This window comes from Mycobacterium gallinarum (assembly GCF_010726765.1).
Classification (GTDB): Bacteria; Actinomycetota; Actinomycetes; order Mycobacteriales; family Mycobacteriaceae; genus Mycobacterium; species Mycobacterium gallinarum.
The window spans coordinates 5,565,365-5,590,418 of record NZ_AP022601.1 but is presented as its reverse complement, the minus strand read 5'-3'; the positions used below and the strand labels follow the sequence as shown (position 1 = coordinate 5,590,418).

The 25,054-nt window shown below is 65.7% G+C and carries 30 protein-coding genes; 6 read left to right on the top strand and 24 right to left on the bottom strand.

The window, feature by feature from the left end; all coding sequences use genetic code 11:
* Positions 1-43: 43 nt before the first annotated feature.
* Complete coding sequence (locus G6N42_RS27630; protein ID WP_163735566.1) at positions 44-397, top strand: VOC family protein; 354 nt, start codon at positions 44-46, stop codon at positions 395-397.
* Between the two features lie 9 nt (positions 398-406).
* On the opposite strand, the gene G6N42_RS27625 is transcribed toward G6N42_RS27630, so the two are convergent.
* The 9 genes from G6N42_RS27625 to secY form a co-directional block, all read right to left on the bottom strand.
* On the bottom strand, positions 407-1,444 hold the full coding sequence (locus G6N42_RS27625; protein WP_163735563.1) for a pyridoxal phosphate-dependent aminotransferase: 1,038 nt from the start codon (positions 1,442-1,444) through the stop codon (positions 407-409).
* Positions 1,444-2,454: a 3-oxoacyl-ACP synthase III family protein gene (locus tag G6N42_RS27620; protein WP_163735560.1), complete on the bottom strand. Its 1,011-nt coding sequence runs from the start codon at positions 2,452-2,454 to the stop codon at positions 1,444-1,446. The genes G6N42_RS27625 and G6N42_RS27620 overlap by 1 nt, the downstream gene beginning before the upstream one ends.
* Entirely contained in the window at positions 2,454-3,125 is a 672-nt protein-coding gene (locus G6N42_RS27615) for an SRPBCC family protein (protein ID WP_163735557.1), read from the bottom strand. The genes G6N42_RS27620 and G6N42_RS27615 overlap by 1 nt, the downstream gene beginning before the upstream one ends.
* Complete coding sequence (locus tag G6N42_RS27610; RefSeq protein ID WP_163735554.1) at positions 3,106-4,836, bottom strand: thiamine pyrophosphate-binding protein; 1,731 nt, start codon at positions 4,834-4,836, stop codon at positions 3,106-3,108. Before G6N42_RS27610 ends, G6N42_RS27615 begins: the two co-directional genes overlap by 20 nt.
* Positions 4,837-4,884: 48 nt before the next feature.
* Positions 4,885-5,619: an anti-sigma factor family protein gene (locus G6N42_RS27605; RefSeq protein WP_163735551.1), complete on the bottom strand. Its 735-nt coding sequence runs from the start codon at positions 5,617-5,619 to the stop codon at positions 4,885-4,887.
* On the bottom strand, positions 5,616-6,140 hold the full coding sequence (locus G6N42_RS27600; RefSeq protein WP_163735548.1) for a sigma-70 family RNA polymerase sigma factor: 525 nt from the start codon (positions 6,138-6,140) through the stop codon (positions 5,616-5,618). The genes G6N42_RS27605 and G6N42_RS27600 overlap by 4 nt, the downstream gene beginning before the upstream one ends.
* A 79-nt stretch (positions 6,141-6,219) precedes the next feature.
* On the bottom strand, positions 6,220-7,017 hold the full coding sequence (gene map / locus G6N42_RS27595; RefSeq protein ID WP_163735545.1) for a type I methionyl aminopeptidase: 798 nt from the start codon (positions 7,015-7,017) through the stop codon (positions 6,220-6,222).
* A gap of 7 nt (positions 7,018-7,024) precedes the next feature.
* Positions 7,025-7,573 (bottom strand): adenylate kinase, encoded by a 549-nt coding sequence (locus G6N42_RS27590; protein ID WP_163735541.1) that lies wholly within the window; start codon positions 7,571-7,573, stop codon positions 7,025-7,027.
* Positions 7,570-8,907 (bottom strand): preprotein translocase subunit SecY, encoded by a 1,338-nt coding sequence (secY, locus tag G6N42_RS27585; RefSeq protein WP_163735538.1) that lies wholly within the window; start codon positions 8,905-8,907, stop codon positions 7,570-7,572. Before secY ends, G6N42_RS27590 begins: the two co-directional genes overlap by 4 nt.
* A gap of 287 nt (positions 8,908-9,194) precedes the next feature.
* Here secY and G6N42_RS27580 point away from each other — a divergent pair, with 287 nt between their 5' ends.
* From G6N42_RS27580 to G6N42_RS27570, 3 genes are read left to right on the top strand one after another with little or no spacing between them, the layout of a single operon-like run.
* The gene (locus G6N42_RS27580; RefSeq protein ID WP_163735534.1) at positions 9,195-10,157 is read left to right on the top strand and encodes a class I SAM-dependent methyltransferase; all 963 of its coding nucleotides are present in this window, start codon (positions 9,195-9,197) and stop codon (positions 10,155-10,157) included.
* Positions 10,154-11,068 carry an SAM-dependent methyltransferase gene (locus tag G6N42_RS27575; RefSeq protein WP_163735531.1) on the top strand — a complete coding sequence of 305 codons (915 nt, stop codon included), beginning with the start codon at positions 10,154-10,156 and terminating at the stop codon, positions 11,066-11,068. Before G6N42_RS27580 ends, G6N42_RS27575 begins: the two co-directional genes overlap by 4 nt.
* Positions 11,069-11,074: 6 nt before the next feature.
* Positions 11,075-11,974 (top strand): class I SAM-dependent methyltransferase, encoded by a 900-nt coding sequence (locus G6N42_RS27570; RefSeq protein WP_163735528.1) that lies wholly within the window; start codon positions 11,075-11,077, stop codon positions 11,972-11,974.
* Here G6N42_RS27570 and G6N42_RS27565 read toward each other — a convergent pair.
* Positions 11,964-13,289 carry a xylulokinase gene (locus tag G6N42_RS27565; protein WP_163735525.1) on the bottom strand — a complete coding sequence of 442 codons (1,326 nt, stop codon included), beginning with the start codon at positions 13,287-13,289 and terminating at the stop codon, positions 11,964-11,966. The two genes, G6N42_RS27570 and G6N42_RS27565, sit on opposite strands and share 11 nt — an antisense overlap.
* A gap of 30 nt (positions 13,290-13,319) precedes the next feature.
* On the opposite strand from G6N42_RS27565, the gene G6N42_RS27560 reads away from it, so the two are divergent.
* The gene (locus G6N42_RS27560; protein ID WP_174262179.1) at positions 13,320-14,297 is read left to right on the top strand and encodes an NAD(P)-dependent oxidoreductase; all 978 of its coding nucleotides are present in this window, start codon (positions 13,320-13,322) and stop codon (positions 14,295-14,297) included.
* Complete coding sequence (locus G6N42_RS27555) at positions 14,291-14,950, top strand: L-fuculose-phosphate aldolase (protein WP_410506719.1); 660 nt, start codon at positions 14,291-14,293, stop codon at positions 14,948-14,950. Before G6N42_RS27560 ends, G6N42_RS27555 begins: the two co-directional genes overlap by 7 nt.
* Before the next feature lie 11 nt (positions 14,951-14,961).
* Here the strand turns inward: G6N42_RS27555 and sppA are convergent, their stop codons facing one another.
* The 14 genes from sppA to G6N42_RS27485 all read right to left on the bottom strand — a co-directional run bounded on the left by sppA (position 14,962) and on the right by G6N42_RS27485 (position 25,054).
* Complete coding sequence (gene sppA / locus G6N42_RS27550) at positions 14,962-16,758, bottom strand: signal peptide peptidase SppA (protein WP_163735522.1); 1,797 nt, start codon at positions 16,756-16,758, stop codon at positions 14,962-14,964.
* 156 nt (positions 16,759-16,914) lie between these two features.
* On the bottom strand, positions 16,915-17,262 hold the full coding sequence (locus G6N42_RS27545) for a DUF732 domain-containing protein (RefSeq protein ID WP_163735519.1): 348 nt from the start codon (positions 17,260-17,262) through the stop codon (positions 16,915-16,917).
* 148 nt (positions 17,263-17,410) lie between these two features.
* The gene (gene rplO / locus G6N42_RS27540; protein WP_163735516.1) at positions 17,411-17,851 is read right to left on the bottom strand and encodes a 50S ribosomal protein L15; all 441 of its coding nucleotides are present in this window, start codon (positions 17,849-17,851) and stop codon (positions 17,411-17,413) included.
* 2 nt (positions 17,852-17,853) lie between these two features.
* Complete coding sequence (gene rpmD / locus G6N42_RS27535; RefSeq protein WP_083124674.1) at positions 17,854-18,033, bottom strand: 50S ribosomal protein L30; 180 nt, start codon at positions 18,031-18,033, stop codon at positions 17,854-17,856.
* Positions 18,034-18,035: 2 nt separating this feature from the next.
* Positions 18,036-18,707, bottom strand: coding sequence for a 30S ribosomal protein S5 (gene rpsE / locus G6N42_RS27530; RefSeq protein ID WP_163735514.1), 672 nt, complete (start codon positions 18,705-18,707; stop codon positions 18,036-18,038).
* A 25-nt stretch (positions 18,708-18,732) separates the two neighbouring features.
* A complete protein-coding gene (gene rplR, locus G6N42_RS27525) occupies positions 18,733-19,101 on the bottom strand; it encodes a 50S ribosomal protein L18 (protein WP_163738424.1) in 369 nt (122 codons plus the stop codon).
* A gap of 41 nt (positions 19,102-19,142) precedes the next feature.
* A complete protein-coding gene (gene rplF, locus G6N42_RS27520) occupies positions 19,143-19,682 on the bottom strand; it encodes a 50S ribosomal protein L6 (protein ID WP_163735511.1) in 540 nt (179 codons plus the stop codon).
* Between the two features lie 22 nt (positions 19,683-19,704).
* Positions 19,705-20,103: a 30S ribosomal protein S8 gene (gene rpsH / locus G6N42_RS27515; RefSeq protein WP_014209124.1), complete on the bottom strand. Its 399-nt coding sequence runs from the start codon at positions 20,101-20,103 to the stop codon at positions 19,705-19,707.
* Between the two features lie 125 nt (positions 20,104-20,228).
* Complete coding sequence (locus tag G6N42_RS27510; RefSeq protein ID WP_006245130.1) at positions 20,229-20,414, bottom strand: type Z 30S ribosomal protein S14; 186 nt, start codon at positions 20,412-20,414, stop codon at positions 20,229-20,231.
* Positions 20,415-20,418: 4 nt separating this feature from the next.
* Positions 20,419-20,994, bottom strand: coding sequence for a 50S ribosomal protein L5 (gene rplE / locus G6N42_RS27505; protein WP_163735508.1), 576 nt, complete (start codon positions 20,992-20,994; stop codon positions 20,419-20,421).
* Between the two features lies 1 nt (position 20,995).
* The gene (gene rplX, locus G6N42_RS27500) at positions 20,996-21,313 is read right to left on the bottom strand and encodes a 50S ribosomal protein L24 (RefSeq protein WP_163735505.1); all 318 of its coding nucleotides are present in this window, start codon (positions 21,311-21,313) and stop codon (positions 20,996-20,998) included.
* Positions 21,314-21,682, bottom strand: a complete 369-nt coding sequence (gene rplN / locus G6N42_RS27495; protein WP_083124662.1) for a 50S ribosomal protein L14 — start codon at positions 21,680-21,682, stop codon at positions 21,314-21,316.
* 298 nt (positions 21,683-21,980) lie between these two features.
* The gene (locus tag G6N42_RS27490; protein ID WP_163735502.1) at positions 21,981-22,694 is read right to left on the bottom strand and encodes a hypothetical protein; all 714 of its coding nucleotides are present in this window, start codon (positions 22,692-22,694) and stop codon (positions 21,981-21,983) included.
* An 8-nt stretch (positions 22,695-22,702) separates the two neighbouring features.
* On the bottom strand, positions 22,703-25,054 hold the full coding sequence (locus tag G6N42_RS27485) for an arylsulfatase (protein WP_163735499.1): 2,352 nt from the start codon (positions 25,052-25,054) through the stop codon (positions 22,703-22,705).

The window sequence follows — 25,054 nt, the reverse complement described above, 5'->3', positions numbered from 1 at the left end:
GCGTCTGCCACGAGTCTGTCCTTAACGACAAGGAAGGGAATCGATGTCCATCCAGCATGTACTCGCCGTCGTGCCGGTGTCCGACCTACAGGTGAGCGGCCGCTGGTACGAGACGCTCTTCGGGCGCCCGGCCGACAACAACCCGATGCCGACGCTCGTCGAATGGCAGGTCGTGCCCGGCGGTTGGGTCCAGGTCTTCGTCGACGCCGCACGCGCGGGGTCCGGGCTGCTGAACTTCGCCGTCGACGATCTCCAGACCCACATGGCTGAGCTCCGCGAACGCGGACTCGAGCCCGGCGACGTCACCGGCGCCAGCAAGGGGGTCCACCTGTCGGCGCTCACCGATCCCGATGGCAACACGATCAGCCTGATCGGCGGATTCAGGGTCGAATACTGATCCACGCAGTCACTGCAGCGCAGCCTGCACAGCGCTCACCACCGCACGGGTGGACTGACGGCTGCCGACGGTGATTCGTACACCGCCGTCGGCATAGCCGCGGACCTTCAGGCCGGTACCGTCGAACACCTCGCGCCACTGCCGGCCCCAGGGTGGCAGATAGACGAAGTTGGCGTGAGCATCGGTGCTGTACACCCCCATCGCCCGCAGGCGCATGCGCAGGTAGCGACGTTCGGCGGTGATCATCCGAATACGTTGTTGCAGCTCGCTTTCGGCGTCATACGACGCGGCGACGGCCACCATTCCGGTGATGGCGATACCGAACGGCTGCTGCATGGTCCATAGCTTGCGGGCCAGCTCGGACGCACAGAATCCGTAGCCGACGCGAAGACCCGCCAGCCCATATGCCTTCGAGAAAGTCCGCACCACAACGACATTCGGATAACGGGCGACGAGTTCAGGACCGTCGATGCGATGGTGTGGCGCGAGGAACTCGACATACGCCTCGTCGAGTACGACAACGGTGTCGGCCGGGATGCGCTGAAGAAACCGCCCGATGTCGGCCGCCGACTCGACCGTTCCGGTCGGATTGTGCGGCCGGCACACCACCACGACTCGGGCCTTCGCGGCAGCGTCGGCCATGGCGTCTAGGTCGTGGTGGCCGTGCTCGTCGAGGCTGACGGTGACCGACTCCAGCCGGGCCATGTGGGCGAAGATCGGATAGCCGTCGAACGTCGGTGACGTCATCACCATTTTGTCGCCGGGGCTCGTGACAGCGTTGAGCACCTGCATGATCACGCCCGTGGCACCGACCCCGATGACGACCTGCTCGTCGCGTACACCGAGATGACCGGCGATCAATGTACGAAGCCGCTCGGGAAGGAACTCCGGATACCGGTTGCCCGCATCGATGGCGGACACCAGCGCGGACCGCACCGACGGCAGCGGCGGGAACGGATTCTCGTTGAGCGACAGCGCCATTGGGTTCACCGCACCGGGTAGCGCGCTCACGGCTGCGTCCGTCACCTCGCGATTGGGGGTGGACATCAGATCCTCCCACCCCACCTGACGGCTGCGGCTCCCGCGAAGTCTCCGGCGTGCGCGAACGCCGACATCATGACGACATCACCCTTTTTCAGCTGGCCGTCGGTGATGGCACGGTCCAGGTTGATCGGAATACCCGCGGCGAACAGGTTCCCGCAGTCATCAAAAGTATCGAGGTGTCTCGATTTATCCAGCTCCATCGCTTCGCGCCAGTTCCGCAGGAATGCGCGATTCGGCTGGTTGGTGACCAGGAGGTCGAGATCCCTTGGCTTCACGCCGATCCGATCACAGACCGCGTAGGACACCTCGGGCACCTGTCGGTTGCCCCGGGCCAGCACCTTGGTGATCTTGCTTTCGGTGAACCCGATGCAGCCCTCCCCCGGACCGGCTTGCCACCACTTACGGGGCGGATCGACGGCGAGCGTCATATCGCCGGCGAATTCACCGTAGGTGCGGCATTCGATGTCGAGGATCGGCGACTGGTCGGACAGGGTCACCAGCCCTACCGCGGCACCGTCGCCCGGCACTGACGCCTGCGCCTTGCGCCGAATCGTCGGCTGGTCGAACGCCTGGCCGGCCGCATTCTGAGCGATCGCGATCAGTGCGGTGCGCCCTTCACCCGACTCGATCAGGTTGCGTGCCACCTTCAGTGCGAGCACGAACGCTGCACATCCGCCGTTGTGCAGATCGAGGACCCAATTCGGTTTCATCCCAAGGCGATGCGCCATTCCGCCGCCTCCGCCGTAGAACGGCATGTCCGGCATCTGGGTGTGGGTGATCAGGATATCGGCGCCCGCGACCGTGTCCTGGCCGTGGCGTTCGATCAGCCCGGCCGCGGCACTTTCCACCATGTCGATGGCCGTCTCGTCCTCGGCGACATGATGACGGAACTTGGGCGCCTTGAACATCACGTTGTCCCGCAGGTCGTCGGATTCGGCGAACTGGGCGTAGTAGTCGGCGCTGATCGGTTTCCCAGGCAGATACGTCGACACATCGATCAGACTGACAGTCATCACTTCATCCAATCCGGCTTGACGGCGAGGCCGTGGTGATGGCGATACTCGGCGATCGCCTTGAGGTTCTTGAGCTCCAGCAGATGACCGGGGCCGAACATGTCCCAGAAGTCTCCGACCCACACCGGGCGCTTGGGCGGTGCGGTCTCCGGGTAGGGATTTTCGTCGTAGAACGGATGATGGCAGTTGGTCCACAGCACCACCGAGCCGGGCTTGTCGAACACCAACTGCGCGTCGACGATTCGCATCAGATAGATCATCCAGAGGTGCTTGCCCTGATCCCAGGCGCAGTGGTAGTCGATCGTGCGCGCGTCGGGGTTGGCGACGGTTCGCGTGTAGATCGGGCTTCCCGTGTCGCCGCCGAGCTTGTCGTAGGCCACCCAGAGTCCGGGTTCATCGGTCTGCTCGAACCCGCGCAGGCTGTAGGTCCACTCCTCGAGGCAGCGGGTGTCCGCCAGCCATTCGTAGAGCTCGTCGGGCGGACAGTCGACGTAATCGTTGACGGTGCAGTATGTTCCGAACACCTCGTCGTGGGGATACACCGACCTCATCATCTCCATGATGATCGGTGTCGCCTTCTCCTTCGGAGAGGTTTCGACGCGGGTCACACCGTCGATCGGGTCGGTGGTGCCGCGGTCGACCGCGATGTCCTCAAGTGCGGGCAGCGACATAGGGGTGCTCCTCCTTGGTGATGTCGGGCTTCTTGTCAGCGTCGGCGTCGTTGCCGAGAAATGCTGCGAACGGTGGGATTTCATCTGCGGAACACTCGATGCTCACGACCGAGGGGCCCTCCGCGCCGAATGCGGTCTCGAGCGCGGCGGGCAGGGCGCCGATATCGTCGACGTCCACCGAACGCAGGTCCGGGAACATTGCTGCGAGTCCGGCGCCCAGCCGGCTCGGCCCGAACCGGTTGTAGCTGTACAGGTCGCCGTAGAACTGCTGTTCGCGCGTCACACACATCGCGTGCGCGTGGTTGTCGAACAGTAGAAAGGTGACGGGCAGTCTGTACTGCAGCGCGGTGTGAATCTCCATGCCGTGCATGAAGAACGAGCCATCGCCCGAGATGACGACGGTGCGGCTGTTCGGATCGGCGGCGTTGCCGAACGCCACGCCGATACCGGCACCGAAGCTGTACCCCATACCGCCCATCCCCAGCGCGACGATGAACCGGCCGTCACGGCGGACCGGCAGGTGATGTATGGCCGCAGCGCCGATGTTGCCCGCGTCGACGACGACGTCGACGCCGTCGGGCAGCATCCGGTCGAGCAACGTCATCGCGTCGCGATACCGAATCCCCGGCCCGCCGTGCGCGGGTGGGTGCAACTCCGTGCGGCGCACCGCATCGGGGACTCGGAGCCGGGGCGGCCTGCCGCGACCTGACAGTGCCGTGGTGAGCCTGGACAACGACCCGCGCAGGTCGTCGGTTTGCACGTGGGTCCACGGCAGAAAGGGAGCCTCGGCCCCGATCGAGTAGACGTTCGTCGACCGCAGCGCATGGTCCAGACCGGCGCGCGCCGTCACCGACAGCCGGGTGCCGACCACGAGGCACAGGGCGCTTTCGGCGATGGCGGTCGCCACGCTGGGATGGCCCATCACACCGGTCACGCCGAGGGCGGACGACGAGCCCATCCCCGGTGTGCCCGCGACGTCTTTGGCGTCGGGCACGCATGCCACCCGCGCCCGCAGCAGTGCCCGCAGCTGTTCGAGTTCGGCACGGGCGTCGTCTCGGGCCACCTGTTCACCGGCGATGATCGTGACCGGACCGTCGACCCGCCGAAGTGCGCGCACAATCGGATGCGGATCACCGGTGTGTACGTCGCGTTGAGTGATCGAGATGTCGGCACCGTTCACGGCCTTCATTGCCGCCTGCTGAATATCCTTGGGCAACAACAGGACTGCGGGACCGCCCGTCTTCGCTGCGGCAATGGCCTCCGGCAGCGCCGTGATGATGTCTTCTGGGGTCGTCACACGCCGGCAATAGACCGACACCGCCGAGAACAGCGCCTGCCCGTCGAGTGCACCGTTGCGGCCGCTGGTGTCCTGGAACGCACCTCGACCGTCGAGTGTCGTCGGGGCCTGCCCGATGAGTGCCAGCACCGGCACCCGGCTTGCATAAGCTTCGCCTAGGCCGGGAACCGTGTTGAGGCATCCGCCGCCCGACGTCGCGGCGACCACGCCCAGTCCGGCGCCGCTGCGGCTGTAGCCGTCGGCCATTGTGGCAGCGGAGAACTCGTGCTTGGCCAGCACCGCGGTGATGTCAGCGCGGTAGAACGCAGCGTCGTACAGATCCTCGATGTTCGCGCCGTCGACGCCGAAGATGTATTCGACCCCCGCCGACGCGAGATACCCGACCACGTGGTCGACAACTCGATGCCCTGCCATATAGAGGACACGAATGGCTGGAAGATTCGGTTCACCCGGTGTCTGGAATCACAGCTGTTTTTCGAGCAGTACCTGGCCCGAATCGGGTGAAACCAGTTGCACAGCAGCGATTTCGTCGATCGGGAGGGGCGTGTTCGCGCTGGGTAGCGCCGTCGCGCCCGACAAGCCCAGCCACGTCGCGACCTGGCTTTGACTACCGTCGCGGCCGACCACAACCATGCCCAGATTCTGCGGCGGTGCATCGCGCCTGCCCCAGTCGCCGTACGTGCACGCCATGTCGATGCGGGTACCCCAGCCGTAGCCGGTCAGGCTGATGGTCGCGTTGATCGGTGTCTCGGACACCTTCGACATCTCCATCGCGGTTCCGGCGATCTGGTCGGTACCGGTCCCAAATCCCAGCGCATCGGGTCGAATGGCGATCACCAGTCCAACGGCGAGCACCGCAGCCGCGGCGGCCAGCGCGGCGGTCGTCATCCAGCGGGAGCGCCTGCGGCTCGCGTTGACGCGATGCAACAGCGAGTCCAGCATCTGCGGTCGCAGCTGCGGCTCGGACTGTTCTCCGTCGAGCCAGGCCACGTCGGCCTTGTCCAGTTTGGCGAGCAGCGGAGGGATTTCACCCAGTTCCTCGACGGCGGCGCGGCACCGCGGACACGTCTGCAGGTGCGCCTCGTACTCCAGGCGCTCGTCGGTGGACAACGCGCCGAGGACGTAGGCAGCGTCCCACGTCGCATAGCGATCGTCGTCCACGTCGCCACCACCCTTCGGTAGCCCGAACAGTGTCATCTCCTCACCCCCATCTCCTGCAGCCGCAGGCGCAGGGCCTGCATCCCGTAGTGCAGCCGCGATTTCACGGTCCCTTCGGCGATCTGCAGATCGGCAGCCATCTGGGCGGTCGAAGCGCCCTGGTAGTACGCGCGGCTGATGACGGCGCGGTGGTCCTCGGACAGCTGGGCCAGCGCCTCGCTGAGCAACATGCGGTCCAGCGCCGCCTCCACCTCGTCGGGTCCCGCGTGGTCCGCCGCCTGTTCCATGTCGGGGGTGCCCGATTCGCTGCGGAACCTCGCGCTTCGTCTCTCGTCGATGACGAGGTTACGCGCGACGGTGAACAGCCACGCCCGCGCGGATCTCTCGCTGTCGCCGGTCACCTCGGGATGGCGCCACGCACGCAGTAGCGTCTCCTGCACGACATCCTCCGCTCGAGCTGCATCCCCGGTGAGCCGCACGACATAGCGCCAGAGAACTGCGGCGTGCTCCTGATAGAGCACCCGCATGACCTGGCTTTCTGCGGTCCCCGGGTCGTCCAAATTTCAACCTCCGTTGGTAATACGAGGTTGCGGGTCATCCGGTTCAGTGTCGCAGTCGCGGCACAGAGGTGAGGGCGCTCTAGAGCGACGTGAGGATCCGCGGCCCGTCGTCGGTGACGGCGACGGTGTGTTCCCAGTGGGCGGCGCGGGATCCGTCCGCCGTGACGACGGTCCACTGGTCTTTGAGCACAACGGTCTTCGTGGTGCCCAGCGTGAGCATCGGTTCGATGGCCAGTACCGAACCAGCCGCCAGATGCGGGCCCCTTCCGGGCGCCCCTTCGTTGGGCAGGAACGGGTCCATGTGCATCTGCCTACCGATGCCGTGCCCGCCGTAGCCGCCGACGATCCCGAACTTGCGGCCGTACCGCTTCTCGGCGGCATGCGACTCGACCTCGATCGCGTGGGAGACGTCGGTGAGCCGGTTGCCGGGCACCATGGCGGCGATGCCCGCCTCCATGGCCTCGCGGGTGGCTGCGGACAGCGCTTCGTCGACGGCAATCAACGGACCGATACCGAAGGTGACCGCGGAGTCGCCGTGCCAACCATCGAGGATCGCCCCGCAATCGATGGACACCAAATCGCCCGATGAGAGGATGTCGTCCGCGGACGGAATGCCGTGCACTACACGATCATTGACCGACGAGCAGATGCTGGCCGGAAAGCCATGGTAGCCGAGGAACGACGGGGTGCCGCCACCGTCGCGGATCACCGCTTCGGCGATCTCGTCGAGCGCGAGCGTGGACACACCGGGGACCGCGGCTTCGCGGACCGCGGCCAACGCGGAGGCAACCAGTGCACCCGCAGCGGCCATCGCGTCGAGTTCGGCGGGGGTGCGCTGCGGCACGACCCGGCGGCTCCGCAGCCCTGGCAGACCCATGACCGAACTACTTGCCGAGCGCTCGTAGCGCCCGGGCGAACACCTCGTCCAGCGGGCCCACGGCATCGACGGTCTGGAGGTTGTTGTGGGAGTAATACTCGAGCAGCGGCTCGGTCTCGTCCCGGTAGACCTGCATCCGGTTGCGGATGACGTCTTCGGTGTCGTCGTCGCGGCCACGGGCCTTGAGCCTCGTGAAGAGCTCGTCCTCTGAGACGGCGAACTCCAGCACGGCGTCGAGCTTGGTGTTGTGGTTCTTCAGCATCTCGTCGAGGGCCTTGGCCTGCTCGACCGAGCGCGGGTAACCGTCGAGGATGAACCCGGCGGCCGCGTCCTCCTGCTCGATCCGGTCTTCGACGAGTGCATTGGTGAGGGTGCTCGGCACCAGGTCGCCGGCGTCAAGGTAACGCTTGGCCTCGACCCCCAGCTCGGTGCCTTCGTTGATGTTCTTGCGGAACAGGTCGCCGGTCGAGATCTGCGGGATTCCGAGCTTCTCAGAGAGCTTCTGCGCCTGGGTGCCTTTACCCGCGCCGGGCGGTCCGAGTAGAACGACTCTCACTTCAGGAACCCTTCGTAGTTGCGTTGCATCAGCTGGCTCTCGATCTGTTTGACCGTATCCAAGCCGACACCGACCATGATCAGAACCGCAGTACCGCCGAAGGGCAGGTTCTGCACTGAGCCTGTGTTGCCGATCTGCAGGAACAGGTTCGGCAACACGGCGATGACACCCAGATAGATCGAGCCCGGCAGGGTGATCCGATTGAGCACATATCGCAGATAGTCGGCGGTGGGCGCACCTGGACGGATGCCTGGAATGAACCCGCCGAACTTCTTCATCTCGTCGGCACGTTCCTCGGGGTTGAACGTGATCGACACATAGAAGTACGTGAAGAAGATGATGAGCCCGAAATAGACCGCGATATAGACCGGGTCAGCGGGGTTCGTGAGGTACTCGGCGACAAACCTGGACCAGCCGCTGTTCGACGCGTTCGGGTCACCGCTGGTGATCAGCTGCGTGATCAGGTGCGGGATGTAGATCAGCGACGACGCGAAGATGACCGGGATGACACCCGCCTGGTTGACCTTCAGCGGCAGATAGGTCGACGTACCGCCGTACATCCGCCTGCCGACCATGCGCTTGGCGTACTGGACCGGGATGCGTCGCTGGCCCTGCTCCACGAACACCACGCCGACGACGATGCCCAGGGTGGCCAGGCAGACCATGGTGAACACCAGACCGCCGCGGCTGTCCAGGATGGACTTGCCCTCGCCGGGGATCGCCGACGCGATGCTGGCGAAGATCATCAGCGACATGCCGTTGCCGATGCCGCGCTCGGTCACCAGCTCGCCCATCCACATCACCAGCGCGGCCCCCGCGGTCATCACCAGCACCATCACGACGAGCGTGAAGATGTTCAGGCCGTCGCTCTGGCCCTGAATGATGTCGAGCGTGCAGCCCTGAAGAAGGCCACCGTTGGCGGCCAGCGCGACGATGCTGGTGGATTGCAGCAGCGCCAGGGCGATCGACAGATAACGCGTGTACTGCGTCATCTTCGTCTGGCCGGCCTGGCCCTCTTTACGCAGCTGCTCGAAGCGCGGGATGACGACGGTCAGCAGCTGCACGATGATGCTGGCGGTGATGTAGGGCATGATGCCGACCGCGAACACCGAGAGCTGCAGTAGTGCGCCGCCGGAGAACAGGTTGATCAGTGAATAGACCTGGCCCGAGTCGCCGCCGCTGACCTCCGCGATGCACTGCTGAACGTTCGGGTAGTTGACGCCGGGCGACGGAATCGAGGCGCCCACGCGGTAAAGGATGACGATGCCGATGGTGAAGAGGATTTTGCGCCGCAGGTCCACTGTCCGCAGTGACGAGATGAAAGCCGAAAGCACTCTTCCTCCTGCGCAGCCGACCTGTGACTAGCGGCATGCAAATGTGGCTGGTCTGACCAGCGGGTTCTTGGCTAAGTCTGGGTATCGATCATGAGCGACGTCCGTCAGGCGCGCAGCCTGCGAAGTCACGCGTCAAACAGTCTACGAGACTAACAGTTGCAGCTCCTTTGCCCTGCATCCTGCCGCCCCGATGTGCACTCACAGTTGCTTCTCAGCCGGGGAACATACCGTGGGACTTATCTCGTTATATCCACTAAGTAAATGACTTCTTCGACTAGGGGCTGATGATGGCTAGGACTGAGAACGACACGTGGGATCTCGCGTCGAGCGTCGGCGCGACGGCGACGATGGTCGCCGCGGCGCGCGCGATCGCGACCAAGGCCGACGATGCATTGATCGACGATCCGTTCGCCGAACCTCTGGTCCGCGCGGTCGGGGTGGACTTCTTCACCAAGCTCGCAAGTGGAGAGCTGCGCGCTGAGGATGTCGACGTCGACCACGCATCCGTCGGAATGGCGCGGATGACCGACAACATGGCGGTACGGACCAAGTTCTTCGACGAGTTTTTTGCTGCCGCCGTCGGAGGCGGCAATTCAGCAGACGCCGCCGCCTCGGGGGTCCGCCAGGCGGTGATCCTGGCGTCGGGCCTGGACTCCCGGGCATACCGGCTGGCGTGGCCCGCGGGGACGACCGTCTACGAGATCGATCAGCCCGAGGTCATCGAGTTCAAGACCAGGACGCTCGCGGACTTCGGCGCCGAGCCGACTGCCGACCGCCGGACCGTCGCGGTGGATCTTCGCTTCGACTGGCCCTCGGCACTGATCGCCGCCGGGTTCGACCCGAGCAGGCCCACCGCGTGGAGCGCAGAGGGCCTGTTGGGCTATCTGCCGCCGGAGGCACAGGACAAGCTGCTCGACACCATCACCGAGCTCAGCGCCGTCGGCAGTCGCGTCGCGGTCGAGAGCACGCCGGGCATCGATCCGGCGGACCACGAGAAGGCGATCGAGCGGATGCAGGAAGCCGCCCAGCAGTGGCGGAACCACGGCTTCGAACTCGACTTCGCCGACCTCATCTACTTGGGTGACCGCAACGAGGCGTCGGCGTACCTGGCCGATCGCGGCTGGCAGGTCTCTTGGCAGAGTGTCAAGCAGCTGTTGAGTGAGAACGGATTGCCTGAAATCACCGAAGAGGACGAGGACGTCGCCCGATTCGGTGACCTGCAGTACGTCACGGGCATACTCGGGTCATGAGCCGGGCGGACAGCCGAACCGAAGGAGACAGCTGGGATCTGGCGTCCAGCGTCGGCACCACCGCCACGATGGTGGCCGCGGCACGCGCGGTGGCGAGTCGTGATGCCGACCCACTGTTCGACGACCCCTATGCCGCAGCGCTGGTGCGCGCCGTCGGCCTGGACTTTTTCACGAAGCTCGCCGACGGGGAGGTCGAATTGCCCGACGACGGCGAGCCCGGCGGTCCGGCGTTCCTCGCCACCTCGATCGCGGTGCGAACGCGATTCTTCGACGACTTCTTCACCGAGGCAGGCGCGGCCGGAATACGCCAGGCCGTGATTCTGGCGTCGGGGCTGGATTCGCGCGCCTACCGGCTGTCATGGTCGGACGGCACCGTCGTCTACGAGATCGACCAGCCCCAGGTGATCGAGTTCAAGTGCGCGACGATGGAGTCCATCGGTGCCACCCCTGCCGCCGAACAGCGCACGGTCGGCATCGACCTGCGTGAGGACTGGCCGAAGGCGTTGCGCGGCAGTGGTTTCGACCCACATCAGCCGACGGCCTGGAGTGCCGAAGGTCTGCTGGTCTATCTGCCGCCGGACGCACAGGACCGGCTGTTCGACGACATCACGGCACTCAGCGCGCGGGGCAGCCGGCTGGCCACCGAGTATCACCCCGACGCCGCCGCCAGCATCGGCGCGCGGCTCAAGGACATGAAGGACCGCTGGGGTGACGCCCCCGATATGGACATCACGAAGTTGTTCTACGACGGTGAGCGCAACGGGGTCGTCGAATACCTGGGCGAGCACGGCTGGAACGTCTCAGCCCGTCGCCGCCCGGAGGTGTTCGCCGGGTATGGCCGCGAGTTTCCCGACACCGAAGCCCTTGTACCACTCCGCGATTCGCTTGCAGTCATCGCGACTCGAAAGTAGGAATCCATGCCACGCACCGACAACGATTCATGGGATCTGGCGTCCAGCGTCGGATCGACAGCGACGATGGTCGCCGCGCAACGGGCGCTGAGCAACCGTGAGGAACTCATCCACGACCCGTATGCCGAGCCGTTGGTGCGCGCCGTCGGAATGGACTTCTTCATCCGCGCACTCGACGGCGAGATCGACCTCGACGAGGTCGACCCTCGGTTCAACGTGCGCAACGCAGCAGAGGGAATGGCAGTGCGCACACGCCATTTCGACACATTGTTCACCGACGCGGCCGCCGCCGGTGTGCGGCAGGCCGTGATCCTTGCCGCGGGGCTGGACGCGCGTGCGTATCGGCTGGCGTGGCCCGCGGGGACCACTGTCTACGAGCTGGACCAGCCCGAGGTCATCGCGTTCAAGAGCGACACGTTGGCGCAATTGGGCGCCGAGCCTGCCGCCGACCGGCGACCGATCGCGATCGACCTCCGCGAGGACTGGCCGAAAGCGCTGGTGGATAACGGCTTCGACGCCACCCAGCCGACGGCGTGGATCGCCGAGGGATTACTGATCTACCTGCCACCCGACGCTCAGGACCTGTTGTTCGACCGCATCGACGAGCTCAGCGCGCCCGGTAGCCGTGTCGCGACCGAGCACATCCCGGACATCAGCGCGTTCTCCGACGAAAGGTCGCAGGAGATCGCGGACCGGCTCAAGAAGTACGGTCACGACATCGAGATGTCGGAGCTGATCTATCGCGACGAGCGCAATGACGTCATCGACTACCTCACCGCCAAAGGTTGGGACGTCTCAGCGCAGGCGATGCGGGACGCCTACGCCGCCAACGGGTTCGAATTCCCGGAGGACAGTGCGATGGGCTTCTTCGCCGACATGAGCTACCTGTCCGCGATCAAGCGCTAGGTCCGCCTGCCAGTTCGAGGAACCTGGCGTACCGGTCTTCTACCGGGTCGGTCCACGCGGGGTCGGGTTCTACGATGCGGTCGACAGAGGCCCATCGCGCGGCGTCGCCGACGGCGGTTTCGAGTCCGGCCGCCATCCGTGCCAAAAACGCCGCACCCAGCGCGGCGCCCTCGGCGACGCCCGACACGCTCACGGGCAGCCCGGTGGCGTCGGCGATGGCCTGCATCCACGGCGCGACGCGCGTGCCGCCGCCCGTCGCGACAATGCGCGTCGCCCGGGCGCCGCTCATCTCGACGATCTGCCGCACAACGAATCCCGACGCCTCATAGGCGGCGCGTCGCACCGAGGCACCGTCGTGGGTGAGGTTCAGCCCGTCGAGCACGCCGCGGCGATCGGGATCGTGCAGCGGGACGCGTTCACCGCGCAGGTAGGGCGACCACACCGGCACCCGCCCGGGGTCGACGTCGCCGTTTCCGACGAGGCGGTCCACCCAGCCGAGGAACAAACCACCCGCGTTACTCGGCCCGCCGATCTGGAGCTTGCCCGCGGCGGTGTGTGGCAGCGTCCAGAGGCCGGGCACCTCACGGAACTCACTGATCGTCACCCACACGATCAGAGTCGTGCCGCACAACACGAGGACGTCGCCGTCCTGGTCGGCGCCCGCGACGATCTGTTCGCACACCGCATCGACCGCGCCCGCGGCCAACACGGTGTCGGAGTCCCGCAGCCGACCCACCGCGACGCCGGTCGTCTCCACGCGTGGCATCGCCGCCGGGTTCGTACCGCACTCGGCGCAGACCGATTCGCTCCACCGCTCGCCGTCGAACAACGGATAAGCGGTGCTGGCGGTGGAATTGTCGATGATTGCCTCGCCCGCGAGCACGTGATTGGCCACCGCCGCCGCGGGCCAGTACCCGTGGGCGCCGGGCGCCTCCCCCACCGTCCAGCGCAGGAACTCTTCTGCTTCACCGGAGAGGAACGTGGTGTCCGGGCCGGCGTCCCGCCTACCGCGGACGTCGCCGTAGAGCAGGCCCGGGGTGAGCGGCCGTCCCTCGTCGTCGACGGCCGTCAGGGACGGCACCATCGCGGTGACCGCCACCGCCGCGGCATCGGGCCGACGCAATTCGGCAAGGGCCGCCAACGGTCCCCGCCGCCACGCCTCGTCGGCGTCATGTTCGAACTGATCTGGTGCGGGGACCCGCAATCGGTGCGGGATCCGGACCCGCGCGGCCACCTGACCATCCTCGTCGGCGGCCACCGCCTTCACGGCCGTCGTACCGATGTCGATGCCGATAGTGACCGCTTTGGCTGACACGGGCGCCACCGTACGCCAGCATGTCCATACGTGAGCAGACTTCGCGCGCTCGTGACCGCACCACTGCGCGGTCCCGGCCTCGACAAGCTGAACCAACTGGTCGACGTCGTGTACGACCCGTGGATCGAGCTACGCCCGCTGCGGATCTACTCGGCCGAACAGCTCGCCGAGCGTGCGAGCGCCGAGCACGCCAACATCCTTGTCGTGGAGGCTGATTCGGTGAGCGGGCCGGTACTCGACCTGCCGCTGCGGGCGGTTGCGTCCACGCGCGGGGACCCCAACAATGTCGACGTGGCCGCGGCGACGGCGGTCAAGGTGCCGGTGCTGAATACGCCGGGTCGCAATGCCGACGCCGTCGCGGAAATGGCGATCGCGCTGCTCTTCGCCGCTACCCGTCAGGTGCTGACCGCCGATGCAGACGTCCGCGCTGGAGAGGTGTTTCGCGACGGCACCATCCCCTACCAACGGTTTCGGGCATGGGAGGTCGCGGGGATGACGGCCGGGCTGGTGGGTCTCGGCGCCGTGGCCCGAGCGCTGCGCTGGCGGCTGCAGGGGCTCGGCCTGACGGTGATCGCCTGCGACCCGTACAACGACGAGGCCACCCACAGCCTCGACGCCCTGCTCGCCGAGGCCGACATCATCTCGCTGCACGCGCCCGTCACCGACGACACCGTGGACATGATCGGCGCCGACCAGTTCGCAAAGATGCGCGACGGCGCGGTGTTCCTCAATACTGCTCGCGCGCAACTGCACAACACCGACGCCCTCGTCGACGCGCTGCGCTGTGGCAAGCTCGGCGCGGCCGGGCTGGATCACTTCGTCGGCGAATGGCTGCCGGTCGATCATCCGCTCACGGGGATGTCCAACGTCGTGCTCACACCTCATATCGGCGGCGCCACGTGGAACACTGAGGCGCGGCAGGCGCAGATCGTCGCCGACGGCCTCGAGATGCTGTTGTCCGGACGCTCGCCCGCGCACATCGTCAACCCGGAGGTGCTGACATGGTGAGATACGTCGCCAACCCCGAGGACGCGGTGCTCGACGCTGCCAAGGACATGCTGCGCCGCGGCCTTGTCGAGGGCACCGCGGGCAATATCTCGGCCAGGCGCGAGGACGGCAACATCGTCATCACGCCGTCGTCGGTGGACTACGCCGACATGGTGCTGGACGACCTCGTCCTCGTCGACTCCGAAGGTGCTGTGCTGACCGCCAAGGACGGCCGGAGCCCGTCGACGGAGATGTCGCTGCACCTGGCGTGCTATCGCGCATTCGACGACATCGGCAGCGTGATCCACAGTCATCCGGTGTGGGCCACGATGTTCGCGGTCGCCCGTCAGTCGATTCCGGCCTGCGTCGACGAGTTCGCCGTGTACTGCGGCGGCGAGATTCGGTGTGCGGAGTACGCGGCGTCAGGAAGTCCCGATGTCGGCGACAACGCAGTGAAAGCGTTGCAGGACAGGGCGGCAGCGCTGATCGCCAACCACGGGCTGGTGGCGGTGGGCCCGCGGCCCGACAAGGTGCTGCATGTCACCGCGTTGGTGGAGCGCACCGCGCAGATCGCCTGGGGCGCAAGAGCTCTCGGTGGGCCGGTCCCCATTCCCGACGAAGTCAACAAGAACTTCGCCTCGGTATACGGCTACCTACGCCAGAATCCCATGTGACGGGTGGGGTTCTAGAAGCGGTAATCGCCCAGCCAGAGCGCGCTGACGCCGGTTACCGACCGTTCGGCCTGGCTGAGCACCCCGGCCACCGAGCGGCCGACGAGGACCGCCAGGGCCTCAGGCATCGACGCGGCCGCAGGCTGCGACGACGGTTTCGGCCTCAGCATGTCCATGAGCGACGAGCCCGGGTAGTTGACCAGGCGGACCTCGTCGTCGGGATCGAGGCCGGCCAGCACCTTGGCGCGGTTGAGCGCGGTGCGGAACCCGCCGAGTTCGTCGACAAGGCCGTGTTCCAGCGCGTCGGCCCCGGTCCACACCCGACCGCGAGCAACCGCGTCGACGGCCTCGACGGTCATCTTGCGACCCGAGGCGACACGCTCGACGAAGTCGGAGTAGGAGAGATCAGCCTCCGCCTCGACCAGCGCGTGCTGCTCATCGGTGAAGGGCTGGTTGATCGACCAGGCGTCGGCGTTGGCGTTGGTGCGCACCGAATCCGAGCCGATGCCGAGACGGTCCTTGAGTTCCCGGGCGACCAGCTTGCCGGTCACGACACCGATCGAGCCGGTGATTGTTCCTGGATTGGCGACGATCGCATCGGCGGCCATCGACACGTAATAGCCACCCGATGCCGCGACCGCACCCATCGACGCGACAACGGGTTTTCCGCTGTCCCGCACCCGGTTCACCTCGCGCCAAACGGTTTCCGAGGCGGTCGCCATTCCACCGCGACTGTCCACTCGCAACACGATCGCGGAGACGGAATCGTCGGCCGCCGCCTCGCGCAAGGCCGCAGTGATGGTGTCACCGCCGGCGCTTGATTCGCCGAACGACAGCACCTGCGGTCCGCCCCGGCCGCTGACGATCAGGCCGTGCACGGTGATGACGGCGATCGTCGGCTTGCCCTTGCGGCCCGGAACCGGCGGCAGCGGTGACGAGGGTCGCGAAACAGTGGCTTTCGCGTATCGCGACAGGTACAGCCGGGGCGGCGCATCGTCGGAATCCGCATCGCCGTTCTTGGATGAAATGTCAGACGCACCAACGAGTTCGACGATACGTGCGTACGCCTCGTCGCGGAATCCGATTCGATCGACCAGGTGGCCGGTGACAGCGTCGTCGCGCAATAATGGCGCTTTGTCGGCAAGCGCGTCGACGTCGGCTGCCTCGATACCGCGTGACTCGGATACCGCCTGCGCGACCTGGGCATGCAGGCTTTCGATCAGTCTGGTGTCAGCCTCCCGGTGGGAATCGGTATAGCTGTTCTGGGTGAAACGGTTTGGGGCTGACTTGTATTCGCCACGCGCGATGTACTGAGCCTCGATACCCGCTTTATCGAGCGCATCGCGTAAGAACATCGCACTGGTGGCGAAACCGACCAAACCGACTGTGCCCGAGGGTTGCATCCACACCTCGCGGAACGCCGAAGCGAGGTAGTACGACAGAGTGCCCGGATAGGTCTCGGCCCACGCGAGCGACGGTTTCACGTCGCTGAACGCCGAGATCGCGTCGCGCAGTTCCTGCACCGGACCCGGCGCGGCTGCACTCAGCTGGACGCGCGCGATCAGCCCGGCCACGCGCGGATCGTCGGCGGCACGGTGGATGGCGGCGACAACGTCGCGCAGCACCATTGGCCGCGTGCCGGCGGTGATCATCGACAGCGGGTCGAAGCCACCGGTTTCCGGTGGCGCTGCCATCAGATCGAGCTCAAGCACACACCCGCCGGGGACGCCGTGATGACGGGCGGTGTCCACCCGCTTGCCGAGCGCACGTAAGTCGTCGATTCCAGGGATGCCGGGCAGAAATGCGAACATCCTGTGAGCCTACCGGCGCGAAAGTGGGGGCCGGCCTGTCGCAGTTCCGGCCGCTGGCCGGAAGCGACGTTGCCGATCTCGGCAAGACCGAAAACACGACGGCAACAGAGTATTTCAGTCCGCTTTCGCCAGTGCGGTCAGTGACCCAGGTGCGGGTTAGCGGCCCAGGTACCGGGAGAACTGCGGGCAGTAGATGTTCACCGAGGCCCGCATGAAGCCCACGGCCTGTTCCTTGGTCAGATTGCTGTTCACCAAGGACTGGAGGATGCCTCGTACCAACGGTGGCGGGTTGGGATTGCGCGCCATCTCCCGGGTCATCGTGTCGCAGACCTGTCGGCCCAACGCCGGGACATCGGTTTCGGGGCCGACGGTGATGCCCAGGGAGCTCACTGCCTTCTCGAACTGCTCGTCGGCGTCCTGAGCGTGCGCGGACGCGGCGCTACCGAAGACCGCGAGGCCGGCGCTGACCATCGCAACAGCGATGGCACGACGGACAGTGGTCATGTCTGCTCCTGAACTTTTCGGCACGCGCAATGTAGATCGCGCCCGTGACCCGTTGCGTTACCGCATTCGACGAAACGCAAGAGCCCCCACCGTAACGGCAGGGGCCCTTGTCGACAACTGGACCTACAGCTCGGCGGCGGGCCGCCAATCAGACTTCGGTCGCGGATCCGCCCGCAGCGGTGATCTTCTCGCGTGCACTGCCGCTGAACTTGTGAGCGGTGACGTTGACCTTCACGGTCAGCTTGCCGTCGCCGAGCACCTTGACCAACGTGTTCTTGCGCACCGCACCGGAAGCCACCAGCTCGTCGACACCCACATCGCCGCCCTTGGGGAACAGCTTGTTGATGTCGCCGACGTTGACGACCTCGTACTCGGTCCTGAACCGGTTGCGGAAGCCCTTGAGCTTCGGCAGCCGCATGTGGATGGGCATCTGGCCACCCTCGAACGTCGCCGGGACGTTCTTACGTGCCTTGGTGCCCTTGGTGCCGCGACCGGCGGTTTTGCCCTTGGAACCCTCACCGCGACCCACGCGGGTCTTGGCGGTCTTCGACCCCGGCGCCGGGCGCAGGTCGTGCAGTTTGATGGTCATTGCTAAACCTCTTCTACCTCGACGAGGTGGTGGACGGTCTTGATGAGTCCACGGGTCTGGTCGTTGTCCTCACGCACCACGGACTGCCGGATCTTGCGCAATCCGAGGGTCCGCAGGCTCTCGCGTTGCTTCCAGCGCGCACCGATGGTGCTACGCACCTGAGTGATCTTGAGCTCTGCCATGGTTACGCCGTTCCCTCACGCGCGGCCGACGCGGCGAGCGCCTCGGCTTCACGCCGCGCCCGCAACATGCCTGCCGGCGCCACTTCCTCGATGGTCAGGCCACGTCGGGCCGCGACCTCTTCCGGACGCTGCAGCAGCTTGAGCGCGGCCACGGTGGCGTGCACCACGTTGATCGCGTTGTCGCTGCCCAGCGACTTGGCCAGGATGTCGTGCACGCCCGCACACTCCAGCACCGCGCGAGCCGCACCACCGGCGATCACACCGGTACCAGGGCTGGCCGGACGCAGCATCACGACGCCCGCTGCGGCCTCGCCCTGCACCGGGTGCGTGATCGTGCCGCCGATCAGCGGTACGCGGAAGAAGCCCTTACGCGCTTCCTCGACACCCTTGGCGATGGCGGCCGGGACCTCTTTGGCCTTGCCGTAGCCGACACCGACCATGCCCTTGCCGTCGCCGACGATGACCAGCGCGGTGAAGCTGAACCGCCGGCCACCCTTGACCACCTTGGAGACGCGGTTGATCGTGACGACGCGTTCGATGTAGTTGCTCTTCTCGCCGCCGTCGCGACCGCCACGGCCTCCGCCGCGGTCGTCGCGACGACCACGGCCGTCGCGGTCACCACGACCGCCTCCGCGGTTGTCCTGCGCCGGAGCGGCGCCAGCCTGCTCGGCCATCATGCAGTCCTTCCGTAATGAGTCATTAGAACTTCAGCCCGCCTTCGCGCGCTGCGTCAGCCAGTGCCGCGATGCGCCCGCCGTAGGTGTAGCCACCGCGGTCGAACACCACGGCCTCGATACCCGCAGCCTTCGCGCGCTCGGCGATCAGCTGACCGACCCGCACGCTGTGGGCCTTTTTGTCGCCGTCGACCGCACGCACGTCCGCCTCGATCGACGATGCGGCGGCCACTGTGGTGCCGTCGAGGTCGTTGATCAGCTGCACGTGGATGTGCCGCGACGAGCGGTTGACCATCAAGCGCGGCACCTCTGCCGTGCCCTCGATCTTCTTGCGCAGTCGGGCGTGCCGACGCAACCGCGAGACGCGCCGGGCCTCGGACACGCTCTGCCCCACAGCCTTACGTGACGACGCCTCAGTCTTAGAAGAAGCCATTTCTACTTACCTGTCTTTCCGACCTTGCGGCGGATCTGCTCACCCTCGTAGCGAATGCCCTTGCCCTTGTAGGGATCGCTCTTGCGCAGGCGGCGGATGTTCGCCGCGATCTGGCCGACCTTCTGCTTGTCGATGCCGGAGATCGAGAACTTCGTCGGTGTCTCCACTGCGAACGACACACCTTCGGGGGCGTTGATCAACACCGGATGGCTGTAACCAAGGGCGAACTCGAGGTTGCTGCCCTTGGCCACCACGCGGTAGCCGACGCCGAAGATCTCCATCTTGGTGGTGTAGCCCTCGGTCACACCCGTCACCAGGTTGGCGATGAGCGTGCGGGACAACCCGTGCAGCGAGCGGTTTTCGCGCTCGTCGTTCGGACGGGTCACCACGATGGCGCCATCGTCGTCGCGCGCGACCTGGATCGGTTCGGCCACCGTCAGCTCAAGAGTTCCCTTGGGACCCTTGACCGAGACGTTCTGGCCGGTGATCGTGACATCGACTCCGGCGGGAACCGGAACCGGTTGCTTTCCAATTCGTGACATGGTCTTTAGGCTCCTATCCCCACTACCACACGTACGCGAGGACTTCGCCGCCGACGCCCTCTCGGGCGGCCTGACGGTCGGTTCGCAGACCCGACGACGTGGAGATGATCGCCACGCCCAGACCGCCGAGCACGCGCGGCAGATTGGTGGACTTCGCGTAGACGCGCAGACCGGGCTTGCTCACCCGGCGCAGTCCCGCGATGCTGCGTTCACGGCTCGGGCCGTATTTCAGTTGCACCACAAGCGACTTGCCCACCCGGGCATCCTCGGTGTGGTAATCGGAGATGTAGCCCTCGCTCTTGAGGATCTCGGCGATGTTGGCCTTGATCTTCGAGTGTGGCAGCGACACCTCGTCGTGGTACGCCGAATTGGCGTTGCGCAGACGTGTCAAGAAGTCTGCGATCGGATCCGTCATGGTCATGACAGCCGGTTCACCTTCCTCGCGGCGGTTCCCCCCGAAAGCTCTTGGGGGCCTACCGCAACCTTTTTGATGTGGTTTGTAGTTGTTGGCTGACTAGGGCTTGACGCTCTTCGCGCAAGCGCTCATCACCAGCTGGACTTCTGAACGCCGGGCAGTTCGCCGGCGTGCGCCATCTCGCGCAGGCAGATACGGCAGAGCCCGAACTTGCGGTAAACCGCGTGCGGGCGACCGCACCTATTGCACCGGGTGTAGCCGCGCACCTTGAACTTCGGCTTCTTGTTGGCCTTGTTGACCAGAGCCTTCTTTGCCATTTGCTCAGTTCTCCTTGAAAGGGAAGCCAAGTGCACGCAGCAGCGCGCGGCCTTCGTCGTCGTTCGTCGCCGACGTGACGACGGTGATGTCCATACCCCGGGGGCGATCGATGTCGTCGATGTTGATCTCGTGGAACATCGACTGCTCGTTGAGCCCGAAGGTGTAGTTGCCGGTGCCGTCGAACTGCTTGGGGCTCAGTCCACGGAAGTCGCGGATACGCGGCAGCGCGATCGAGGTCAGGCGGTCGAGAAACTCCCACATCCGGTCGCCGCGCAGCGTCACCCGCGCACCGATCGGCATGCCCTCACGCAGCTTGAACTGTGCGATGGACTTGCGGGCCTTGCGAATCTCGGGCTTCTGGCCGGTGATCAGCGCCAGGTCGTTGACCGCACCGTTGATCAGCTTGGCGTCGCGGGCGGCGTCACCGACACCCATGTTCACGACGACCTTGACCACGCCGGGGATCTGCATGACGTTCGCGTAGCCGAATTCCTTCAGCAACGCGTCCTTGATCTCCTCGCGGTAGCGCTGCTTGAGCCGCGGGACGGTCTTTTCTTCAGTGCTGGTTGTCGGAGTCACTCTAGATGTCCTTGCCGTTGGTCTTGGCGATGCGGACCTTCTTGCCGCTCTCTTCGTCCGTGCGATACCCGATGCGGGTCGGCTTGCCGTCCGAGTCGACGACCATCACGTTGCTCGCGTCGATGGCGGCCTCCTGCGTGACGATGCCGCCGGACTGCGCGCCGCGCTCGTTGCGCGAGACCGCGGTGTGCTTCTTGATCCGGTTGACGCCCTCGACGAGGATCTTGTTCCGCGACGGATACGCCTGCAGCACCTTGCCTTTGGCGCCCTTGTCTTTACCGGAGACGACCAGAACGGTGTCGCCCTTGTGGACCTTCACTTACAACACCTCCGGGGCAAGCGAGACGATCTTCATGAAGCGCTTCTCGCGCAGTTCGCGGCCGACCGGGCCGAAGATGCGCGTACCGCGCGGGTCGTTGTCGGCCTTGATGATGACGGCGGCGTTCTCGTCGAACTTGATGTAGCTGCCGTCGGCGCGACGGCGCTCCTTGACGGTGCGCACGATCACGGCCTTGACGACCTCGCCGCGCTTGACGTTGCCGCCCGGGATGGCGTCCTTGACAGTTGCCACGATGATGTCGCCGATGCCGGCGTAACGCCGCCCCGATCCGCCGAGCACGCGGATGCACAAGATCTCCTTGGCACCCGTGTTATCGGCGACCTTCAGCCGCGATTCCTGCTGAATCACTCGAACTCCTCGACCTGGTATTTGAACGTACGGCAGGCCTGAACATCTGGCGGGCACAGCCCACCAGTGACCCGACGTGCGCGGTCTTGCTGTCACCGAAGAGCACGCAGGGATTTCGAAACGAGATCCGAGGTCTGCCCAAGGCAACCCGTTGATTCTAGGTGACGACCTGCGAGGAACCAAATCGCTGCTGGTCGGGCGCCGGTCGGCGCCGAGGCAATGTCACGCTGAGAGCGTCGTCGCGGCTATATGTGCACGGCATCGCTCTCAGACTGACATTGTGATCACCCCGCGAAGCTCAGGGTATTTCGATGGCGAAATCGTCCATCATCGGCGAGGTGAACGGGTCGAATCCCGCGCCGGAGGATCCCTGTACATGCACCGCCACCAGGTAGTCGCCTGAGTTCGTCCAGACGTGCGCGACGCGATCACCGAATTCCACGGCCTGCTCGGGAGTATCCGCCCACGAACCGAGCAACTTCTGACCGCTGTATCCACACAGGTCCGCGGGCAGCACGCTGACGCTGCTGACCGCCGAAGCCGCCATCGCATCGTCGGCGTACTGCTTGAAGGCCGCCGCGGGGTCCAGCGTCGTCCTGGCGATCGTGACCGTCGCCCACGTCCCGTCGGGGCCGGTCAGCTTCGCGCCGACGTCGCCGTCGGCCTGCTCCTTCGACCAGCCCTGCGGCAGAACGACCGTGATCCTGGGCGCCCCGGGATCCGCGACGGCTGCAGTCACCCCCTCCTGCGCAGGATCGGACAGTTGGCAGGTGACCGTGTTCGGCGCGACCGAGGTGCGGGTGGTGGGCACGACGCCGGGTTCGGTGAGGTCGGCCTCCGGCGTCGGGATGGCCCGCGTGGTCTGCGTCGAGGTCATCGTGACCGACGCCGCCGTTTCGGCGACCGTCTCCCCGTCCTCGGCGACAGGCTCACCTTCACTGGTCTTACCGCAGGCCGATACCACTAGGGCCGCCGTGCACAGCGCGGCGAGTACCGCCGATCGAGTTCTCATCGGTCTCGTCAGTCCTTCGCGAAAGCGCGGGCGAACTCGCGCTCCAGATCCACATAGGGCTGACCGGACACGTCAACGTTCACCTGGGCGATGGTGCCACCTGTGAACGCGTACGGAGCCTTGTACGCCCGCGACACGGGCGATCCGGTGTTGCGACCGACGCTCAGGGTGGCTCCCGCGAGACCGAAGGTGCCGGGGTGGACTCGCACGCCCGTTCTCGACGCCACCTCGGCGTCGTCGATGTACAGCGCCGCGTCGCCGAGCGGGGTGTGGCTGCCCTCAACCGTTCCTGTGCGCGTGTAGGCGGCACCGAACGTGTGCGTCCCCAGCGGAACGGGTCCGGGCGACGACAACACTTGCTCCTCCTCGCCGAGGAAGTTGTAGATGTAGTGCAGTCGCCCGTCCTGGATGAACAGGACATGCCCGCCGTGTGCGCCGCCGTGCTTGAACAGCACGCCCTCTGCGCCAGTGCTGTCGATCGTCACCTCGGCGATGACGGCGAAAGAACGGCCCTGGATCTCCGCGGCCGCTCCCACCCCCACGTCGGCAGTGCCGGGATAGTAGAAGTACGACTCTCTGGTACCGGTCAGATAGGGCCGCCACCGTCCCAGCGTCTCGATGATGTTCAGATCCGAGAGCGGAAGCCCGTTGTACTTCTGCGCCTCGCTGGACCACAGCGCCTTGAGTTCCTCGAGCTTGTCCGGGTGCTCAGCGGCGAGGTCGTGGCACTGGCTGCGGTCGGCCTCGATGTGGAACAGCTCCCACCGGTCCTTGTCGAAGTTTGACCAGCCGGCAGGCGACGCGGCGTGCACGGCGTTGGCGAACCAGCCGTCGTGCCAGATCCCGCGCGTGCCCAGCATCGCGTAGAACTGCGACTCCTTTCCCGTCGGCGCATCCGGGTCATCAAGGGCCACTTTGAAACTCACGCCGTCCAGTGGCTTCTGGTTGATGCCCTTGACCGCCAGAGGTGGATCGATCCCGAGCAGGTCGTACACCGTCGGGGTGATGTCGCAGACGTTGACGTAGTTGTCGCGAACCTCACCGTGTGCGGCGATGCCCTTCGGCCAGGAGATGATGGCCGTGTCGGCGATGCCACCCTCGTGCGACGCGTACCGCTTGTACAACTTGTACGGCGTGTTGAACGCCATCGCCCAGCCGATCGGATAGTGGTTATAGGTCTCCGGCCCGCCCAGGTTGTCCATGAGACGCAGACCTTCTTCCACGGTGTCGACGTAGCCGTTGAAGAACTTGACCTCGTTCACGGATCCGTTCGGTCCGCCCTCACCGCTGGCACCGTTGTCGGAGATGACCACGATGATGGTGTTGTCGAGTTGGCCGGACTCCTCCAAATAGTCGAGGATTCGCCCGATTTGGTCGTCGGTGTAGCTCAAGAAGCCGGCGAACACCTCGGCCATGCGACAGAACAACCGCTTGTCGTCATCCCCGAGTGAGTCCCACGGCCGCACGGTGTCCTGCACGGGCCACGGTTCGCCGTTGGGTCCCTTGACATCCGAGTACGGGTTGATCGGCGAGAGTTCGGTATCGGGCGGAACGATGCCGAGACGCTTCTGGTTCTCCAGCACGATCTCGCGGTAGCGCTCGTAACCCATGTCGAAGGTACCCGCGTAGCGGTCGGCCCACTCTTTGAAGACGTGGTGCGGCGCGTGCCCGGCACCGGGACAGACATAGGAGAACCACGGCTTGTCGGGGGCGATCACCTTGGCGTCGCGGATGAATTCGATTGTCTTGTCGGCGATGTCCTTCGACAGGTGGTAGCCGTCCTCCGGCAGTCCCGGCGGTGCGACGGGGTGGTTGTCGTATACGAGTTCGGGATACCACTGGTCGGTCTCGCCGCCCATGAAGCCGTAGAACCGTTCGAATCCGCGCGACAGCGGCCAATGTCGTTTGGTGGAGGCGAGATTGGACTCCTCCAACGGCGTCAGATGCCACTTTCCGATGCAGTAGGTGTTGTAGCCCTTCTCGGCGAGAACTTCTGACAGCAGCGCGGTGTCGTCCGGGATGCGCCCGTTGCAGCCCGGGAAGCCGTCGGTGAACTCCTCGATGGTCGCCATGCCGACAGTGGTGGCGTGGCGCCCCGTCAGCAGCGATGCCCGCGTCGGTGAGCACAGCGCGGTGGTGTGGAACTGCGAAAGCCGGACTCCGCGCTCGGCGATGCGGCTCATGGTCGGCATCTGGACTAGACCGCCGAAGCAGTCCCACGTCGCGATGCCGGTGTCGTCCCACACGAGGTAGAGCACGTTGGGCGCATCCTCGGGCGCCGTCGGCGCGGCGTAGGGGCCCCAGTCCGGTTCCGAATCCCGGATGTCGAGTTCGATTCTGCCGTTGAATTCGGTCGCCAT

Bases quoted from the DNA above. Each gene is read 5' to 3' on its own strand.
- G6N42_RS27630 (WP_163735566.1), top strand. From the start codon at position 44: ATGTCCATCCAGCATGTACTCGCCGTCGTGCCGGTGTCCGACCTACAG.
- G6N42_RS27625 (WP_163735563.1), bottom strand. From the start codon at position 1,444: ATGTCCACCCCCAATCGCGAGGTGACGGACGCAGCCGTGAGCGCGCTA.
- G6N42_RS27620 (WP_163735560.1), bottom strand. From the start codon at position 2,454: ATGACTGTCAGTCTGATCGATGTGTCGACGTATCTGCCTGGGAAACCG.
- G6N42_RS27615 (WP_163735557.1), bottom strand. From the start codon at position 3,125: ATGTCGCTGCCCGCACTTGAGGACATCGCGGTCGACCGCGGCACCACC.
- G6N42_RS27610 (WP_163735554.1), bottom strand. From the start codon at position 4,836: ATGGCAGGGCATCGAGTTGTCGACCACGTGGTCGGGTATCTCGCGTCG.
- G6N42_RS27605 (WP_163735551.1), bottom strand. From the start codon at position 5,619: ATGACACTGTTCGGGCTACCGAAGGGTGGTGGCGACGTGGACGACGAT.
- map (WP_163735545.1), bottom strand. From the start codon at position 7,017: ATGGGTCTGCCAGGGCTGCGGAGCCGCCGGGTCGTGCCGCAGCGCACC.
- G6N42_RS27580 (WP_163735534.1), top strand. From the start codon at position 9,195: ATGGCTAGGACTGAGAACGACACGTGGGATCTCGCGTCGAGCGTCGGC.
- G6N42_RS27575 (WP_163735531.1), top strand. From the start codon at position 10,154: ATGAGCCGGGCGGACAGCCGAACCGAAGGAGACAGCTGGGATCTGGCG.
- G6N42_RS27570 (WP_163735528.1), top strand. From the start codon at position 11,075: ATGCCACGCACCGACAACGATTCATGGGATCTGGCGTCCAGCGTCGGA.
- G6N42_RS27555 (WP_410506719.1), top strand. From the start codon at position 14,291: ATGGTGAGATACGTCGCCAACCCCGAGGACGCGGTGCTCGACGCTGCC.
- sppA (WP_163735522.1), bottom strand. From the start codon at position 16,758: ATGTTCGCATTTCTGCCCGGCATCCCTGGAATCGACGACTTACGTGCG.
- G6N42_RS27545 (WP_163735519.1), bottom strand. From the start codon at position 17,262: ATGACCACTGTCCGTCGTGCCATCGCTGTTGCGATGGTCAGCGCCGGC.
- rplO (WP_163735516.1), bottom strand. From the start codon at position 17,851: ATGACCATCAAACTGCACGACCTGCGCCCGGCGCCGGGGTCGAAGACC.
- rpmD (WP_083124674.1), bottom strand. From the start codon at position 18,033: ATGGCAGAGCTCAAGATCACTCAGGTGCGTAGCACCATCGGTGCGCGC.
- rpsE (WP_163735514.1), bottom strand. From the start codon at position 18,707: ATGGCCGAGCAGGCTGGCGCCGCTCCGGCGCAGGACAACCGCGGAGGC.
- rplF (WP_163735511.1), bottom strand. From the start codon at position 19,682: ATGTCACGAATTGGAAAGCAACCGGTTCCGGTTCCCGCCGGAGTCGAT.
- rpsH (WP_014209124.1), bottom strand. From the start codon at position 20,103: ATGACCATGACGGATCCGATCGCAGACTTCTTGACACGTCTGCGCAAC.
- G6N42_RS27510 (WP_006245130.1), bottom strand. From the start codon at position 20,414: ATGGCAAAGAAGGCTCTGGTCAACAAGGCCAACAAGAAGCCGAAGTTC.
- G6N42_RS27490 (WP_163735502.1), bottom strand. From the start codon at position 22,694: ATGAGAACTCGATCGGCGGTACTCGCCGCGCTGTGCACGGCGGCCCTA.
- G6N42_RS27485 (WP_163735499.1), bottom strand. From the start codon at position 25,054: ATGGCGACCGAATTCAACGGCAGAATCGAACTCGACATCCGGGATTCG.